14 protein-coding genes are annotated in these 15,496 nt (G+C 66.3%); 13 read left to right on the top strand and 1 reads right to left on the bottom strand.

Features of this window, described 5'->3' with window-relative positions; all coding sequences use genetic code 11:
- Positions 1 to 22 precede the first annotated feature (22 nt).
- From flgE to AvAM_RS14030, 9 genes are all read left to right on the top strand, one after another.
- Positions 23 to 1,303, top strand: a complete 1,281-nt coding sequence (flgE, locus tag AvAM_RS14070; protein WP_137747643.1) for a flagellar hook protein FlgE — start codon at positions 23 to 25, stop codon at positions 1,301 to 1,303.
- Positions 1,304 to 1,352: 49 nt separating this feature from the next.
- On the top strand, positions 1,353 to 2,093 hold the full coding sequence (flgF, locus tag AvAM_RS14065) for a flagellar basal-body rod protein FlgF (protein ID WP_137747642.1): 741 nt from the start codon (positions 1,353 to 1,355) through the stop codon (positions 2,091 to 2,093).
- A gap of 37 nt (positions 2,094 to 2,130) precedes the next feature.
- The gene (flgG, locus tag AvAM_RS14060; protein WP_063461631.1) at positions 2,131 to 2,913 is read left to right on the top strand and encodes a flagellar basal-body rod protein FlgG; all 783 of its coding nucleotides are present in this window, start codon (positions 2,131 to 2,133) and stop codon (positions 2,911 to 2,913) included.
- Positions 2,914 to 2,933: 20 nt separating this feature from the next.
- The gene (locus AvAM_RS14055; protein ID WP_137747641.1) at positions 2,934 to 3,611 is read left to right on the top strand and encodes a flagellar basal body L-ring protein FlgH; all 678 of its coding nucleotides are present in this window, start codon (positions 2,934 to 2,936) and stop codon (positions 3,609 to 3,611) included.
- A gap of 428 nt (positions 3,612 to 4,039) precedes the next feature.
- Positions 4,040 to 5,182 (top strand): flagellar basal body P-ring protein FlgI, encoded by a 1,143-nt coding sequence (locus tag AvAM_RS14050; protein ID WP_137747640.1) that lies wholly within the window; start codon positions 4,040 to 4,042, stop codon positions 5,180 to 5,182.
- 15 nt (positions 5,183 to 5,197) lie between these two features.
- A complete protein-coding gene (gene flgJ / locus AvAM_RS14045) occupies positions 5,198 to 6,124 on the top strand; it encodes a flagellar assembly peptidoglycan hydrolase FlgJ (protein ID WP_137747639.1) in 927 nt (308 codons plus the stop codon).
- 16 nt (positions 6,125 to 6,140) lie between these two features.
- Entirely contained in the window at positions 6,141 to 8,117 is a 1,977-nt protein-coding gene (gene flgK / locus AvAM_RS14040) for a flagellar hook-associated protein FlgK (protein ID WP_137747638.1), read from the top strand.
- Between the two features lie 27 nt (positions 8,118 to 8,144).
- A complete protein-coding gene (flgL, locus tag AvAM_RS14035) occupies positions 8,145 to 9,398 on the top strand; it encodes a flagellar hook-associated protein FlgL (RefSeq protein WP_137747637.1) in 1,254 nt (417 codons plus the stop codon).
- 72 nt (positions 9,399 to 9,470) lie between these two features.
- The gene (locus AvAM_RS14030) at positions 9,471 to 10,715 is read left to right on the top strand and encodes an HDOD domain-containing protein (protein ID WP_137747636.1); all 1,245 of its coding nucleotides are present in this window, start codon (positions 9,471 to 9,473) and stop codon (positions 10,713 to 10,715) included.
- 22 nt (positions 10,716 to 10,737) lie between these two features.
- Here the strand turns inward: AvAM_RS14030 and AvAM_RS14025 are convergent, their stop codons facing one another.
- On the bottom strand, positions 10,738 to 12,219 hold the full coding sequence (locus AvAM_RS14025; protein WP_137747635.1) for a PLP-dependent aminotransferase family protein: 1,482 nt from the start codon (positions 12,217 to 12,219) through the stop codon (positions 10,738 to 10,740).
- A gap of 137 nt (positions 12,220 to 12,356) precedes the next feature.
- Between AvAM_RS14025 and AvAM_RS14020 the strand changes: the two genes are divergently transcribed.
- From AvAM_RS14020 to AvAM_RS14005, 4 genes are all read left to right on the top strand, one after another.
- Positions 12,357 to 12,971, top strand: coding sequence for a LysE family translocator (locus AvAM_RS14020; protein WP_137747634.1), 615 nt, complete (start codon positions 12,357 to 12,359; stop codon positions 12,969 to 12,971).
- Positions 12,968 to 13,888 carry a DMT family transporter gene (locus tag AvAM_RS14015; RefSeq protein ID WP_137747633.1) on the top strand — a complete coding sequence of 307 codons (921 nt, stop codon included), beginning with the start codon at positions 12,968 to 12,970 and terminating at the stop codon, positions 13,886 to 13,888. Before AvAM_RS14020 ends, AvAM_RS14015 begins: the two co-directional genes overlap by 4 nt.
- Complete coding sequence (locus tag AvAM_RS14010; protein WP_137747632.1) at positions 13,885 to 14,214, top strand: DHCW motif cupin fold protein; 330 nt, start codon at positions 13,885 to 13,887, stop codon at positions 14,212 to 14,214. Before AvAM_RS14015 ends, AvAM_RS14010 begins: the two co-directional genes overlap by 4 nt.
- A 72-nt stretch (positions 14,215 to 14,286) precedes the next feature.
- The gene (locus tag AvAM_RS14005) at positions 14,287 to 15,492 is read left to right on the top strand and encodes a PLP-dependent aminotransferase family protein (protein ID WP_137747631.1); all 1,206 of its coding nucleotides are present in this window, start codon (positions 14,287 to 14,289) and stop codon (positions 15,490 to 15,492) included.
- Positions 15,493 to 15,496 lie beyond the last annotated feature (4 nt).

The following is a 15,496-nucleotide window of genomic DNA, read 5'->3' as shown; positions in this document are numbered from 1 at the left end:
TCGCCCCCATCAGGAGAACACCATGAGTTTCCAGCAAGGCCTGTCGGGCTTGAATGCCGCCAGCAAAAACCTCGACGTCATCGGGCACAACATTGCCAACTCCAACACCGTCGGGTTCAAGGCCTCGCGGGCCGAGTTTGCCGAAATGGTGGCTTCCGCCATCGGCTCTGCAGGGGGCTCCAATGCAGGCATCGGCGTGGAAGTGGCTGCTGTGGCGCAGCAGTTCACCCAGGGCAACCTCACGATCACCGGCAACAGCCTGGACGTGGCCATCAACGGCAACGGTTTCTTCACGCTCACGCTGCCCGATGGCACGCCTGCCTACACCCGCTCCGGCAACTTCAAGCTGGACAAGGAAGGCAACATGATCACCAACGACAACGCTTCGGTGATGGGCTACCCGGTGGATCCAGTCACCGGCCTGCGCACAGGCACAGACCCCATCCCCATGGTGTTCCCCACCGCTGAACCCATCCCTGCCAAGCAGACCACAAAAATCACTGCGGCTTTCAATCTGGACGCCCGCGCCACAGATGCTGCTGGCGACCCGGCGGCCACGCCGCCCATCCCGGCCACCCCCCGCGCTACCTATGGCACCTCGATCAACGTATTCGACAGCCAGGGCGTGGCCAAACCGGTGAGCCTGTATTTCCAGAAGACTGCCACCGACAACACCTGGGACGTATACGACGCACTGGACGACCCCACGGCTGTGCCTCCGGTGGTGGCCACGCCCATCGGCCAGATCACGTTTGACAACAACGGCGCCATCACTGGCCCGGTGGCAACACCGCCCGCCACAGGCTTCTCGCTGCCGCTCACCGTCAACCCGACGCCGCCCAACCCCAACAACCTGCCCACCTACACGGTGGACGTGAGCCTGGACAAGGTGACGCAGTTCGGCACCAAGTTCGCCGTGTCCAATCTGAGCCAGGACGGCTACACCTCGGGCGAGCTCACCGGCATCAACATCGAGAACAACGGGATGATCATGACCCGTTACTCCAACGGTGTGACCCGTGCCGAAGGCCAGCTCGCGCTGTCGAGCTTCCGCAACACGCAGGGCCTGGCCTCGGTGGGCAGCAACAACTGGGTGGCCACGTTCGAATCGGGCCAGCCCGTGGCGGGCACCGCCACCGATGGCAACTTCGGCTCGCTGCGCTCGGGGGCGCTGGAAGACTCCAACGTGGACCTCACGGCGGAGCTGGTCAACATGATGACCGCCCAGCGCGCCTACCAGGCCAACGCCCAGACCATCAAGACGCAAGACCAGGTGATGTCCACCCTGGTGAACCTGCGCTGATCTGCTCCTGAACCTTCACTGACCCCACCCTGGACCCCGGAGAGCCCCCATGGACCGCATCATCTACACCGCGATGACGGGCGCAAACGCTGCTGCCCACCGGCAGGCCGTGCTGTCCAACAACCTGGCCAACGCGTCCACGGGCGGGTTCCGCGCCGAGATGTCCACCTTCCGGTCCGTGCCGCTGCAGGGCGACGGCGCCAAGACCCGGGTGTTTGCGCTGGAGGCCACTTCGGGCTACGTCAACACCCCCGGCCCCGTGCAGCGCACAGGCCGCAACCTCGATGCGATGGCCGCAGGCAACGCCTGGTTCGCCGTGCAGGGCCTGGACGGCATCGAGGCTTACACCCGCGCAGGCAGCTTCGAGGTGTCGGCGGGCGGCCAGCTCCTGACCCCCACCGGGCTGCCGGTGCTGTCCGACGGCGGCGCCCCCATCGACGTCCCCCCGGGGGCGGATGTCTCGCTGGGCTCCGACGGCACCATCACCGCCAAGACCGCCGGCCAGCCCGCGCAGGCGATTGGCCGCCTGAAGCTCGCCACCCCCACGGCCGAAGACCCGCTCAAGCGCGGCGACGACGGCCTGTTCCGCACCGCATCGGGCGATCCCATGCCTAACGATGCCAACGCCCGCATGCTGTCGGGTGCGCTGGAAGGCTCCAACGTGAACCCCGTGGAAAGCATGGTGGGGATGATTGCCGCAGCACGCCAGTTCGAGCAACAGATGCGCCTGCTGCAGACCGCCGAGACCAACGACAAGACCGCCAGCCAGTTGCTGAGCATGAACGGCTGAGGCCACGCCCCGCGCTGCCACGCCAAAAGGAAGCACCATGATCAACTCCCTCTGGATCGCCAAGACCGGCATGTCTGCCCAGCAGACCCAGCTCGACGTCATCTCGCACAACCTGGCCAACGTCTCCACCACCGGCTACAAGCGCAACAACGCGGTGTTCGAAGACCTGATCTACCAGAACCTGCGCCAGGTGGGCGCCAACACCACCGAGCAAAACCAGCTGCCCACCGGCCTGCACCTGGGCCTGGGCGTGCGCACCGTGGCCACCAGCCGCAACTTCGTGCAGGGCAGCCTGCAGGAGTCCAAGAACAACCTGGACGTGGCCATCAACGGCAACGGTTTCCTGGAAGTGACCATGCCCGACGGCACCATCGGCTACACGCGCGACGGCTCGTTCCAGGTCGATGCCCAGGGCCGCCTGGTCAACTCCAGCGGCCTGCCCGTGGCCAACGGCATCACCGTGCCCGCCAACGCCACCAGCGTGAGCATCAGCGCAGACGGTGTGGTGTCGGCCACCGTGCCAGGCAACACCCAGCCCCAGCCGCTGGGCAACCTCGCCATGTCCTCCTTCATCAACCCCGCAGGCCTGGAGCCCATCGGCCAGAACCTGTTCAAGGAATCGGCCGCCTCGGGCCAGCCCCAGCAGGGCACACCCGGCACCAACGGCCTGGGCATCCTGAAGCAGGGTTTTCTGGAAGCGTCCAACGTGAACGTGGTGGAAGAACTGGTCACCATGATCCAGACCCAGCGCGCTTACGAGATGAATTCCAAGGCCATCCAGACCTCCGACCAGATGCTGGCCAAGCTGTCGCAGCTGTGATGACCAGGAAGGACACCGCCATGAAGCACCTGATCGCATCCACCACCCTGGCCTTGCTGGCCACAGGCTGCGCCACCCTATCGCCGCCGCCGCCCGTGGACATCCTGCCCACCACGCCGCCGCCCATTGCCACGACCACGCCGCGCACACCGCCGCCGGTCACTGGCAGCCTGTTCCACAACGCCAGCTACCGCCCCGCGTTCGAAGACCGCCGCGCGCGCATGGTGGGCGACAACGTGACGATCAATATCGTGGAGAACGTCACGGCCAGCCAGAAGTCCTCGTCCACGGTGGACCGCACTTCCGAAGCCAAGGCAGGCATCACCAACCTGCCCTTCGTGAAGAAGTCGCTCAGCGACGTCACCACGCTGGGCGCGGGCTCGGAAAACACCTTCTCTGGCAAGGGCGGCACCGAAAGCGCCAACACCTTCACCGGCTCCATCACCACCACGGTGGTGGACGTGTTGCCCAACGGCCACCTGGTCGTGACCGGCGAGAAGCAGATCGGCGTGAACCAGAACGTGGACGTGCTGCGCTTCTCGGGCACCATCGACCCGCGCGTGATGCAGCCGGGCAGCATCGTCAACTCCACCCAGGTTGCCAATGTGCGGGTCGAATCCCGGGGCCGAGGCGCCCAGAACGAAGCCCAGGTCATGGGCTGGATGAACAGGTTCTTCAATACCATCACGCCGTTCTAGGGTTTCACCCCCTGAGGCGCAGCGCGCCTTCCCCCTCTCTCCACGCGCTGCGCGCTAAGGGAGGGGGACGCCGCCAGCGCGGCGGGGCGGCCCTTGCGGGGCGGCCCTTGCGCGGCGGCCCGCGCTGGGGCCGCGCTGGGGCCGCGCTGGGGCCGCGCCAGTTTGACGGACACCGGGCTTTGGGACGGTTGTGGCTGCAGTATCAGCCTGAGTTTATTGCTATATTATTTATAGCAATAAACGCGCACTGATAGCGCGGTAACGGCCATTTTTTCTCATATTTTCCGCAGCAGAACAGCCCTGGCGCCTGCCCGGCGCGCAGTAGGCGTACCGACCGCTTTCCCCTGCCCCGAAACCCACGCAATAGACCGGTGAACCGGCTGCTTTTCGGGTTTTAGTTTCTGGCGGAGCCGCCCACAATCGGTGCCATGAAAGCCCTGTCCCACCTCCCCCTGCAGCGCATGGTGCGCGCGCTGTGGCTGCTGCTGGCCCTGGGGGCCGCCTGCCTGGCCGGGCCCGCCCAGGCCCTGCGCATCAAGGAAGTGGCGGCCGTGCAAGGCGTGCGATCCAACCAGCTGACGGGCTATGGCCTGATCGTGGGCCTGGACGGCACGGGCGACCAGACCACGCAGATGCCCTACACCACGCAGGCCATGTCCAACTACCTGCAGCAGATGGGCATCAGCCTGCCGCCTGGCTCGGCGAACCAGCTGCAGCTCAAAAACGTGGCGGCGGTGATCGTCACGGCCCAGTTGCCTGCCTTTGCCCAGCCCGGGCAGATGATCGATGTGAACGTATCCTCCATGGGCAACGCCAAGTCGCTCAAGGGCGGCACGCTCATCGTCACGCCGCTGCGCGGCGCCGATGGCGAAATCTATGCGCTGGCCCAGGGCAATGTGGTGGTGGGCGGCGCAGGCGCATCCGCAGGTGGCAGCAAGGTGCAGATCAACCACCTGAGCGCAGGCCGCGTTCCGCAGGGCGCACAGGTCGAGCGCGCCGTGCCCACGCCACTCAATGAGGGCGACACCATCAGCCTGGGCCTGAACGCCTCGGACTTCCAGACCGCGCGCCGCGTGGTGCAGGCCATCAATGCCAAGCTGGGCAATGGCGTGGCCACCGCGCTGGACGGCCGCACCGTGCAGGTGCGTGCACCCATCGACCCCGGTGCCCGCGTGGGCTTCATCGCCGACCTGGAGGAACTGCAGCTCGACGCCATGACGCCCGCCGCCAAGGTGGTCATCAACGCCCGCACCGGCTCGGTGGTGCTGAACCAGGCGGTCACACTCGGCCCCTGCGCCATCGCGCACGGCAACCTGTCCATCACCATCAGTTCAACTCCCGTCATCAGCCAGCCCGCACCGTTCTCGCAGGGGCAGACGGTGGTGGAGCAAAAGAGCGACATCCGCATCAACCAGGAGCCGGGCAACATCATCCAGGTGCCCGCCTCGCCCCAGCTGGCCGACGTGGTCAAGGCGCTCAACGCGCTGGGCGCCACGCCGGGCGACCTGCTGGCCATCCTGCAGGCCATCAAGGCTGCCGGCGCGCTCAACGCCGAACTGGAAGTGATCTGACCCGGAGGCGCAACCATGGCCCTCACCCTGCCTTCATCCAACACCACCAGCAGCACCTCGAATGCGCTGGCGGTGGACATCCGCTCGCTCAATTCGCTCAAGTACGACGCGGGCACGGCCAACAACGCGCAGACCACGCGCGAGGTGGCCAAGCAGTTCGAGTCGCTCTTCATGCGCGAGCTGATCAAGAGCATGCGCGACGCCACGATGAAATCCGGCCTGATGGAAGGCGAGCAGGCCAACCTGGGCCAGGACATGCTGGACCAGCAACTGTCGGTGAACATGGCGGGCCAGCAGGGCGGTCTTTCTGAAGCCATTGCACGCCAGCTTTCGCGCCAGATGGGCGGTGCGGACACCACGTTCTCGGTGCCTTCCACCCTGAGCCTGCAGTCCTCCCTGCCCCGCGCCACGGCCCCGGCCGCCAGCGGCAGCACACCTGCCGAGGCGACCCTCCAGGCGCCCAAAGGCCGCGACGGTTTTGTGCAGCACCTCTCCGGCACCGCCGAACGCGTGGCGCAAGAGAGCGGCATCCCCGCCAGCTTCATGCTGGGCCAGGCCGGGCACGAAACCGGCTGGGGCAAGAGCGAGATCAAGCACAAGGACGGCTCCAACTCGTTCAACCTGTTCGGCATCAAGGCGGGCAAGGGCTGGACGGGCAAGGTGGCCGAGATCACCACCACCGAATACATCAACGGCAAGGCCCAGAAGGTGACGGCGAAGTTCCGCGCCTACGACTCCTACGAAGATTCGTTCCGCGACTACGCCCGCCTCATCAAGGAAAGCCCGCGCTACGAGAAGGCCGAATCCGTCGCCCAGTCTGGCTCGGCCATGGCCTATGCCTCTGCGCTGCAAAAGGCGGGCTATGCCACCGACCCCGAATACGCCAAGAAGCTCAGCGGCGCTATTAACAGCGTGCTGCGTACACAACGCGCCCAGGCCTGAGAACGCGAGGTAAGCCATGAGTCTTCTCAACGTCGGCGCCCGCGCCCTGCTCGCCAACCAGGTGGCCCTGCAGACGGCGGGCCACAACATCGCCAATGTCAACACGCCCGGCTATTCGCGCCAGACCGTGGTGCTGCAAACCGTGCAGGGCCAGTTCACCGGCGGCGGCTACATCGGCCAGGGTGTGGATGTGCAAACCATCCTGCGCAACCAGAGCGAGCTGCTCACGCGCCAGTCGGCGGCGGCGGGCTCCACACAGGCCGCAGACATCGTGCGGGCCGAGCGCCTGCGCCAGCTGCAGGAGGTGTTCAGCGGCGGCACGGCCGGGCTGGGCGCCGCCATCAACGACATGATGAATGCGTTCACGGACGTCGTGAGCGCCCCGACAGACATCACGGCGCGCACAGTCGTGCTCACGCGCATTGACGAAACCGCCGCGCGCATGCGCACTGCTTCTGACCGCCTGAACGAACTTCAGTACACCGTCACCGAACAATTGCAGAGCAGCGTCACGGCCATCAACGCACTGGCCAAGCAGATGGCCGGAATCAACGAGCAAATTGCACGCGCCAACGGCAACGGCCAGAGCCCCAACGACCTGCTGGACCAGCGCGACCAGATCATCCGCGACATCAACCAGTATGTGCAGACCACGCAGATCCCGGCCGACGATGGCACGGTAGGCCTGTTTGTAGCGGGTAGCCAGCCGCTGGTGCTGGGCACCACGGCCTCCAGCCTGTCCATCGACGATGCCACCCAGTTCCCCGCCAGCGGGCAGATCAAGCTGTTCTTCAACCGCACCGGGGCGCCCCCGGTGGAGATGGACGAAAACGTACTGGGTGGCGGCTCGGTCTCGGGCCTGCTGCGCTTCAACAACAACGACCTGACGGAAGGGCGCAACCTGCTCGGCCGCATGGCCATGGCCATCGGCATGACCATGAACGACCAGCAGAACCTGGGCCTGACGCTCGACGGCGTGCCGGGCACAGACCTGTTTTCACTACCCGCCAGCATGCCGGGCTACACCAATGGCGCGGGCGTGGGCACCGTCTCGTTCACGGGCCCCACCCAGTTTGCGGCCTCTGACTACGAGATCCGCTTCACCACCGGTACGGCAGGCCAGGTCGTGCGCCTGTCCGATGGCAAAGCCACCCCGTTCACCAGCGCCGCCAACCTGGCCACGTTGCAGATCGACGGGCTCAACTTCAACCTGACCACGCCCGGCAACCCGGGCGAGCGCATGTTGTTCAAGCCGTTCAGCACGGCGGCCAACAACATCCAGGCGCTGGTGTACTCGCCACGCGATCTGGCCGTTGCCAACCCCATCAATGCCGCCATGGGCACCGCCAACGGGGGCACCATGCAATTGGGGGGACTCAAGGCCACGGGCCTGCCCAATCCGCCGGGGCTGGTGCTGCCCGCCAATGCCAACCCCGCCGCCCTCCCACCCATCCTGGGCGGCGTGCAGCTGCAGTTCACCGCCGGCCCACCCACGACCTACGACGTGCTCGACCGGGGCACCGCCCCACCGACCGTGCTGGCCGCTGCACAGCCCTACACATCGGGTGCGCCCATCTCCATCAACGGGTGGGAGATCAAGCTGCAGGGCAGCCCCAAGACTGGCGATACGGTAGTCATCGGCAATGCGCTGGACCCCCAGTACGGCGATGCCTTCACCCGCAACGCGGGTAACGCCAGCGCCCTGATGGGGCTGCGTGATGTGAAGATGTTTGACGAGTCCACGCTCTCTGACGGCTACGCCAGCGCCATCGCCCAGGTGGGCACGCGCACGCAGAGTTCGTTGTTTGCGGCCGAAATGTCCACCACCATCGCCACCAACCTGGAGCGCGACCGCACAGCGGTGTCGGGCGTGAACCTCGACGAAGAGGCCGCCCGGCTGATCCAGTACCAGCAGGCCTACCAGGCATCGTCCAAGATGATCCAGATTGCGCAGAATATCTTTGACTCGCTGCTGCAGGGCATGGGCCGCTGATCGCCATCCAGGAGCTAGGAGTTCGACATGAGCAACAGCATCTACCGCCTTGGCACTGCCAACATGTACGACAACGCCCTGCGCAACCTGGGCACGCGTCAGACCAACCTGTCCAACCTGCAGGAAAACCTCACCTCGGGCAAGCGCGTGGTGCGGGCCAGTGACGACCCCGTGTCGGCCGCCCAGGCCGAGCGTGCGCTCAACCGCCTGGCACGCATCCAGACCGAGCAGCGCGCGCTGGAGACCCAGCGCAATGCCATTTCTCAGGGAGAGTCCTCGCTGGGTGATGCTGTGGACCTGATCCAGCAGTTCCGCCAACTGGTGGTGAGCGCAGGTGATGCTGCGATGACACCCAACGACCGCGTCACGGTAGCCAACCAGCTCCAGGGCCTGCGCGAGCAACTGCTAGCGGTTGCCAATCGCAAGGATACCAATGGCATCCCGCTTCTGAGCGCGCTGGGCAGCGCTCTGGCACCCTTCCTGGGCCCGCAGAACGGCTCGCCGGACTACACTTTCGAGGGCCTGCCCGGTCAGACGGCCAGTACGGGAGTGACCCTCCCCGGGGCGCTGGACGGCGATTCGGCCTTCATGTTCGACCCCAACCGCGACGGCGTCTACACCGCCGGTGTAAGCGCCATTCCGGTGGGCCGCCAGCTCACCACCACGGCCATCACGCCAGGGGACAAGAGCCTGATCACTGGCGACAGCTACACCATCACCTTCAGCGCCGTGGGCCCGGGTGCCACCACTGGCACCAGCACGGCCACCTACACGATCACCAACACCACCACGGGCGCAGTGTCCGCTCCAGTGGTGGTGCCTGACTACCCCAGCGACAAGCCTGTGACGATCACGGTACCTGGCATTCCTGGCCTGAGCTTTGACATCAAAGGCAACCCAGCCAACGGCGACACCATCACCCTGCAGCCCAGCGCCAGCATGTTCAGCACGCTGGACAGCGCGATCAACGGCATCCGCAACTCCTCCAACAACAACGCAGCCATCCAGGCCGTGGGGCAGGCGCTGGCCAACATCGACATCGGGCTGGAGCGCGTGCACAACATGCGCAGCTATGCCGGTGAGCTGCTCAACCGCGCCGACCGCATCACGGGCGACCAGGAAAAGCGCTCCATCCAGCTCGAAGGCGACCGCTCGCGCGCCGAGGATCTCGATATGATCAAGGGCATTTCGGACTTCCAGAACCAGCAGGTGGGCTACGAGGCAGCGCTCAAGTCCTATGCCCAGGTTCAGAAGTTGTCGCTGTTCAATTTCATCAGTTAAAGCGGGTCTTCCCACGCCGCACAATCCGGGCAGGGGACAGGCCCCAACGACGAGACAACCGCCTGAGAGCACATGGTCCAATCTGTCCTTGGCAGCCTGATTCTGGGCTACCGCCCTCTGTGGAACCGGGCCCGCAAGCTCGCGGGCATCCAGCTGTATGCACACAACGAGGCCACAGCGGTGGTCGATGCCGGCCACCTGCTGCGCACGCTGCAGGAGCTGTGGTCTGCCAGCTCCCCGCCCCTGCTGATCTCCGCCCAGACGCGCCAGCTGCTGTGCGACCTGCTCGAAAACGCGCCGCGCGGCGCACCCTGGATCGAGGTGCGGGGCGACTGGCTCTCGGACTCGGCCATCTATTCCCGCGTCAAGGCCGCGCACCAGCGGGGCCTGCGCCTGGTGTGGCGCGGCGACGCCAACAAGCTCCCCGAGCCCGAGATTGCGCGCTGCTTTGACAACAGCCTACTGACCCTGCGCCCCGAGGACGCCGTGGCGGCCCTGCAGACGGCCCCCGCGCGCCCCGGGGCCCCAGCAGCCCCCGCCCGGGCCGCCGCCAGCCCGGTATTGGCCGGACAGATGTATGAAAACGTGGCCAGCCGCGCGCTCATGGAGCATTGCCTGGACCAGGGCAATGCCATGGCCCTGGCGGGCTGGCCGTCGGAAGACGTGCTCTACAGCATGCGCCACCACCCGCAGCAGCCGTCACACGCGGTGATTTTCAAGCTCATGAAGGCCATCGATGCGGAGCAGTCGCTGGAGACCTTTGAAGACATCATGGGCGAAGACCCGCTGCTCGCGTACCGCTTCATGGTCTACACCAACTCGGCGGCCCTAGGCCTGCGCACCGGCATCGACTCGCTGCGCCGGGGCCTGGTGATGATGGGCTACAGCTCCATCAAGCGCTGGCTGTCCGACCAGTTGCCCCACGCCAGCACCGACCCCAACATGCTGCCCGTGCGCGCAGCCATGCTGATCCGCGCCCAGCTCACCGCCCACTTGCTGGACGCTGGCATCGAAAACGACCTGCGCCGCGAGATCTACCTGTGTGGCCTGTTCTCGCAGCTGGACGAGCTGCTCGGTGAGCCCCTGGGCACCATCCTGCGCCGCCTGCCGCTGTCCGAGCGCATTTACGACGCCACCGTGCTGCGCACCGGCCCCTACACCAGCGGCCTGCAGATGGCCTGCGCGCTGGAGACCGACGACGCCAGCGCGATCCGCCAGCTCTGCGAGACCTATGAGATGGACCTGGAAGAGGTCAACCGCGCGCTGCTGCGCGTGTTGGCCGACCTGGAAGTCGAACGTCCTGCCGCCGGGCGCTGAGCGCCCCACTCGCCGCGCCTGCTCACCGCCCCTGCTCAGCCCGCACGCGCTCGAAGATGCGCCAGAACGTCGCATCCTGCGTGGTTGCAAAGTTGATGCGCATCAGCGTGCTGGGTTTGCGCTCAGCATGAAACAACGCACCAGGCGCGAGCAGGTAGCCTTCGTCCAGCATGCGCTGTGACAGCGCATCGGTGTCCACCCCCGTTTCCACCCAGCCAAACAGGCCCACGGGTTCGGCCGCAAATGTGCAGCCCGCGCTGAGCGCCAGCTTGACGCTGCGCGCACGCGCCGCATCGAGCCGGGTGCGGATGCGCTCAGCATGGCGGCGCAGCTGGCCCTGCTCGATGCACAGGGCCAGGGCCTTTTCCAGCAGCGCGGGGGTGGTGAGCGTGGCCAGCAGCTTGGTGTCGAGCAATTGCTCCACCAGCGTGGGCGGTGCAGCCAGGTAACCGATGCGCCAATTGGGCGCGAGGATCTTGGCAAAGCCGCTCACGTAGATGGTGCGCGAGAGGCCATCGAGCGCGGTGAGGCGTGTGGCGTGCTCGGGCGCGATGTGGCTATAGGTGTCGTCCTCCACCACATGGAAGTTGTGCTGGTTGGCCAACTGCAGGATGCGGTGCGCGCTGCCCGGCGTGAGGCAGTAGCCCGTGGGGTTGTGGAACACGCTCACGCTCACATACAACTTGGGCTTGTGCACCTCGCAGTACCGGGCCATCACCTCCAGATCAGGGCCATCTGCGCGGCGCGGCACAGGCAGGATGTGCATGCCCAGGGCAGCCAGGCGCGCAAACTCCACGGCCCAGCCGGGCTCCTCCACCATCACCGGGTCACCGGGGCGCAGCAGCGTGCGGCTCACGATGTCGAGCGCATGCGTGGCGCCCACGGTGGTGATGATGTGCTCGGGCGCGGTGTGCACATTGAGCGTGGCCAGCTTCTTGGCCAGCAGGCGGCGCAGGCCCGCATCGCCCAGGGGTTCGCCGTACTGCAGTGAAAAGTCCTGCAGGCTGCGCGAACTGGTCACCTTGCGCACGGCGGCGGGCATGAAGGTGGACTCCAGCCAGTCCGGCGGAAACACGCCCATGCCGGGCTGGGGTTTGTCACTGACCTTGTGGAACATGCCGCGTATCAGCGCCGTGGCATTGACGGGTGACACCCCTCGACGCCCTGCGGCCCGTGCGGCAAACCAGTGGGCCGTGCTCCAGTTCGCGGCAGCGCTCTCCAGCCCCGGGTCCACGGGCGGCACGTCCTCTTCGTCGGCCGCGTGGGCGGCACGGCCGCTCTCGCGCACAAAAAAGCCCCGGTTCTTGCGCGCCTCCACCAGGCCCTGCGCCAACAGCTGGTCATACGCAGCCACCACGGTGGAGGGGCTCACCCCGTTTTGCTGCGCACACTGACGCACCGACGGCAGGCGCGCGCCCGGTGCCAGCAGGCGGTTGCGGATGCGCTCGGAGATCCGGGCCGACAACTGCTCGGTGAGCGACTGGGTGGAAGATTTCATCAACATGGCAAGGCCCCGGGCGGTGTACTGTCTTCGCAACCAGTACAGATTCAGCACTGCGCTGAATGACTGTACTGGTGATGTATTGGTTTGCAAGATTACATTGAACCCACACAACCGACAAGAACCCCCTGCCATTCCCCATGAGCGCCGCCGAACTCACTGCCCTGCTGCTGTTTTGCACCGCCATGAGCTTTTCGCCGGGGCCCAACACCACCTTGTCCACCGCGCTGGCGGCGAACCTGGGCCTCAAGCGCGCGCTGCGCTTTTGCCTGGCCGTGCCAGCGGGCTGGACGCTGCTCATGCTGGGCAGCGGCCTGGGCCTGGGCGCCCTCATCACCGGCGTGCCCGCCCTGCGCTGGGCCGTGACCTTGCTGGGCGTGGCCTACATGCTCTGGCTGGCTTTCAAGCTCAGCCGCGCCGGGCAGCTGACCGAAGTGGACAGCCACCGCCTGAACGTGACCTTCTGGCAGGGCGTGGGCCTGCAGTTCGTGAACATCAAGGCCTGGATGCTGGCGCTCACGCTCAGCGCGGGCTGGGTGGTCAACGCGGCCGGTCAGCCCGCCACCAACCCCGGCGAGCGCCTGGCCATCATCTGCGGCGTGATGATGGTGTTTGCGTTCACGAGCAACTTTGTCTATGCCCTGGTGGGTTCGCTGCTGCGCCAGTGGCTGGCCCAGGGCGCACGCCTGCTGTGGTTCAACCGTGCGCTGGCCCTGGTGCTGGTGCTCACTGCCTACTGGATGCTCACGCTATGAACCGCTCACAGGAAAAAGAAGCGCTGCTCTGGGGCCTGGTTGGCGTCACGCTGTTTGCCGCCACCCTGCCCATGACGCGACTGGCGGTGGGCTCCACCGACGCACCGCAGCTGTCCCCCTGGTTTGTCACTTTTGGCCGTGCCGCCGTGGCAGGGCTGCTGTCCATCGGTTACCTGCTGTGGCAACACGCGCAGGGGCGCCTGAACCGGCCTGTGCGGGCCGAGTGGCCGCTGCTGGGCATTACCGCGTTTGGCGTGATCGTGGGTTTCCCGCTGTTTCTGGCGCTGGCGCTGCGCCACGTGCCCAGCACCCACGGCGCCGTGGTCACGGCCCTGCTGCCACTGTCCACCGCTTTGCTCGGTGCGCTGTGGTACCGACAGCGGCCCTCGGCAGGCTTCTGGGCCTGCGCGGTGCTGGGCAGCGGCCTGGTGCTGGGCTTCATGGTGTGGCGTGCGGGAGGGCTGTACCTGGGCGCGGCCAACATCTACCTGCTGATTGCCATGACCACGGGCGCGCTGGGCTACATCGGCGGCGCCCGCCTCACGCCCCGCCTGGGGGCCGAGCAGGTGATCTGCTGGGTGCTGGTGTGTTGCCTGCCACTCACGCTGCCAGTCGCCTGGTGGTTTGCCCCCACCGTGCCCTCCAGCATTGGCGCCATGAGCTGGGCAGGCTTTCTGTACGTGGCCTTGTTCTCGATGTGGATCGGCTTCTTCGCGTGGTACCGCGCCCTGGCGCTGGGTGCCGTGCGGGTCAGCCAGATCCAGCTGGTGCAGCCCTTCCTGAGCTTGCTGTTTGCCGTCCCGCTGCTGGGCGAACACCTGGATGCCGTCACCCTGGTGTTTGCCGTTGCCGTGATTGCCACGGTTTTTGTGGGCAAGCGCATGCCTGTCCACACCGCAGAAAGACCCGCCACATGAAGATGAGCAACATCCCCTTTGCCACCACCGACTGGGCGACCGTGCCGCGCGAAGAAAAAAGCGCGCAGGCGGGCCAGGCCTTCTGGCGCACCCAGACATTTGGCGATGTGCGTGTGCGCATGGTCGAGTACACACCCGGCTATGTGTCCGACCACTGGTGCGTCAAAGGCCATGTGCTGCTGTGCCTGAGCGGCGAACTGCACACTGAACTGCAGGACGGCCGCCAGTTCACCCTGACAGCGGGCATGAGCTACCAGGTGGCGGACAATGCAGAACCGCACCGGTCCACGGCACCCCAGGGGGCCACCCTGTTTGTGGTGGACTGAGCTTTGATTTTTTGGCGTGATTGATTTTGCAACGCGGGTGGCCACTTGGGCACCACCCCTAGGAGAACGAGAGTGAAACTGAACGACCTTCCACAGACCAGCACCTGGACCCTGGCACGCCGCGCCGAGCGCATGAACCCCTCGGTCATCCGCGAAATCCTCAAGGTCACCGAGAAGCCCGGCATCATCAGCCTGGCGGGGGGCCTGCCCTCGCCCAAGACCTTCCCCGTGTCGGCCTTTGCCGCCGCCTCCGCCGCCGTGCTGGCCAACGACGGCCCTGGCGCCCTGCAATACGCCGCCAGCGAAGGCTACGGCCCGCTGCGCCAGGCGATTGCCGACTTCCTGCCCTGGGACGTGGATGCCGACCAGGTCCTGATCACCACCGGCTCGCAACAGGCGCTGGACCTGATCGCCAAGGTGCTGATCGACGAAAACAGCCGCGTGCTGGTCGAAACCCCCACCTACCTGGGCGCGCTGCAGGCCTTCACGCCCATGGAACCCGCCGTGGTGGCCGTGGCCAGCGACGACGAAGGCGTGCTCATCGACGACCTGAAAGCCAAGATCGGCACAGGCGCTGACAAGGCGCGTTTCCTGTACGTGCTGCCCAACTTTCAGAACCCCACGGGCCGCACCATGAGCGAAGCCCGCCGTGCCGCGCTGGTGAAGGCCGCCGCCGAGCTGAACCTGCCGCTGGTGGAAGACAACCCCTACGGCGACCTGTGGTTCGACAACCCGCCGCCCGCCCCCCTCACGGCCCGCAACCCCGAAGGCTGCATCTACATGGGCTCGTTCTCCAAGGTGCTGGCCCCCGGCCTGCGTCTGGGTTTCGTCGTGGCCCCCAAGGCCGTGTATCCCAAGCTGCTGCAGGCCAAGCAGGCCGCCGACCTGCACACCCCCGGCTACAACCAGCGCCTGGTGGCCGAGGTGATGAAGGACGGCTTCCTGGACCGCCATGTGCCCACAATCCGCGCGCTGTACAAACAGCAGTGCGAGGCCATGCTGGCCGCGTTGACCCAAGAAATGGCGGGCCTGGACGTGCACTGGAACCGCCCTGACGGCGGCATGTTCCTGTGGGTGCGCCTGCCCGAAGGCATGAGCGCCATCGAGCTGCTGCCCAAGGCCGTGGAACGCAACGTGGCCTTTGTGCCCGGTGCGGCCTTCTATGCAGACAACGCCGATCCGCGCACGCTGCGCCTGTCGTTCGTGACCTCCACCGTGGAGCAGATCGCCACCGGCATCGCCGCCCTGGCCGCCGCGATCCGCGAGAACAAGGGCTGATTCA

Source organism: Acidovorax sp. NB1 (assembly GCF_005405905.1).
GTDB lineage: Bacteria > Pseudomonadota > Gammaproteobacteria > Burkholderiales > Burkholderiaceae_C > Acidovorax.
This window is presented reverse-complemented; position numbering and strand designations above follow the sequence as displayed.

Excerpts from the sequence above, each read along its gene's own strand:
- flgL (WP_137747637.1), top strand. The coding sequence starts at position 8,145 with ATGAGCAACAGCATCTACCGCCTTGGCACTGCCAACATGTACGACAAC.
- flgJ (WP_137747639.1), top strand. The coding sequence starts at position 5,198 with ATGGCCCTCACCCTGCCTTCATCCAACACCACCAGCAGCACCTCGAAT.
- flgK (WP_137747638.1), top strand. The coding sequence starts at position 6,141 with ATGAGTCTTCTCAACGTCGGCGCCCGCGCCCTGCTCGCCAACCAGGTG.
- AvAM_RS14050 (WP_137747640.1), top strand. The coding sequence starts at position 4,040 with ATGAAAGCCCTGTCCCACCTCCCCCTGCAGCGCATGGTGCGCGCGCTG.
- AvAM_RS14055 (WP_137747641.1), top strand. The coding sequence starts at position 2,934 with ATGAAGCACCTGATCGCATCCACCACCCTGGCCTTGCTGGCCACAGGC.
- flgE (WP_137747643.1), top strand. The coding sequence starts at position 23 with ATGAGTTTCCAGCAAGGCCTGTCGGGCTTGAATGCCGCCAGCAAAAAC.
- AvAM_RS14015 (WP_137747633.1), top strand. The coding sequence starts at position 12,968 with ATGAACCGCTCACAGGAAAAAGAAGCGCTGCTCTGGGGCCTGGTTGGC.
- flgG (WP_063461631.1), top strand. The coding sequence starts at position 2,131 with ATGATCAACTCCCTCTGGATCGCCAAGACCGGCATGTCTGCCCAGCAG.
- AvAM_RS14025 (WP_137747635.1), bottom strand. The coding sequence starts at position 12,219 with ATGTTGATGAAATCTTCCACCCAGTCGCTCACCGAGCAGTTGTCGGCC.
- AvAM_RS14030 (WP_137747636.1), top strand. The coding sequence starts at position 9,471 with ATGGTCCAATCTGTCCTTGGCAGCCTGATTCTGGGCTACCGCCCTCTG.
- AvAM_RS14010 (WP_137747632.1), top strand. The coding sequence starts at position 13,885 with ATGAAGATGAGCAACATCCCCTTTGCCACCACCGACTGGGCGACCGTG.
- flgF (WP_137747642.1), top strand. The coding sequence starts at position 1,353 with ATGGACCGCATCATCTACACCGCGATGACGGGCGCAAACGCTGCTGCC.
- AvAM_RS14020 (WP_137747634.1), top strand. The coding sequence starts at position 12,357 with ATGAGCGCCGCCGAACTCACTGCCCTGCTGCTGTTTTGCACCGCCATG.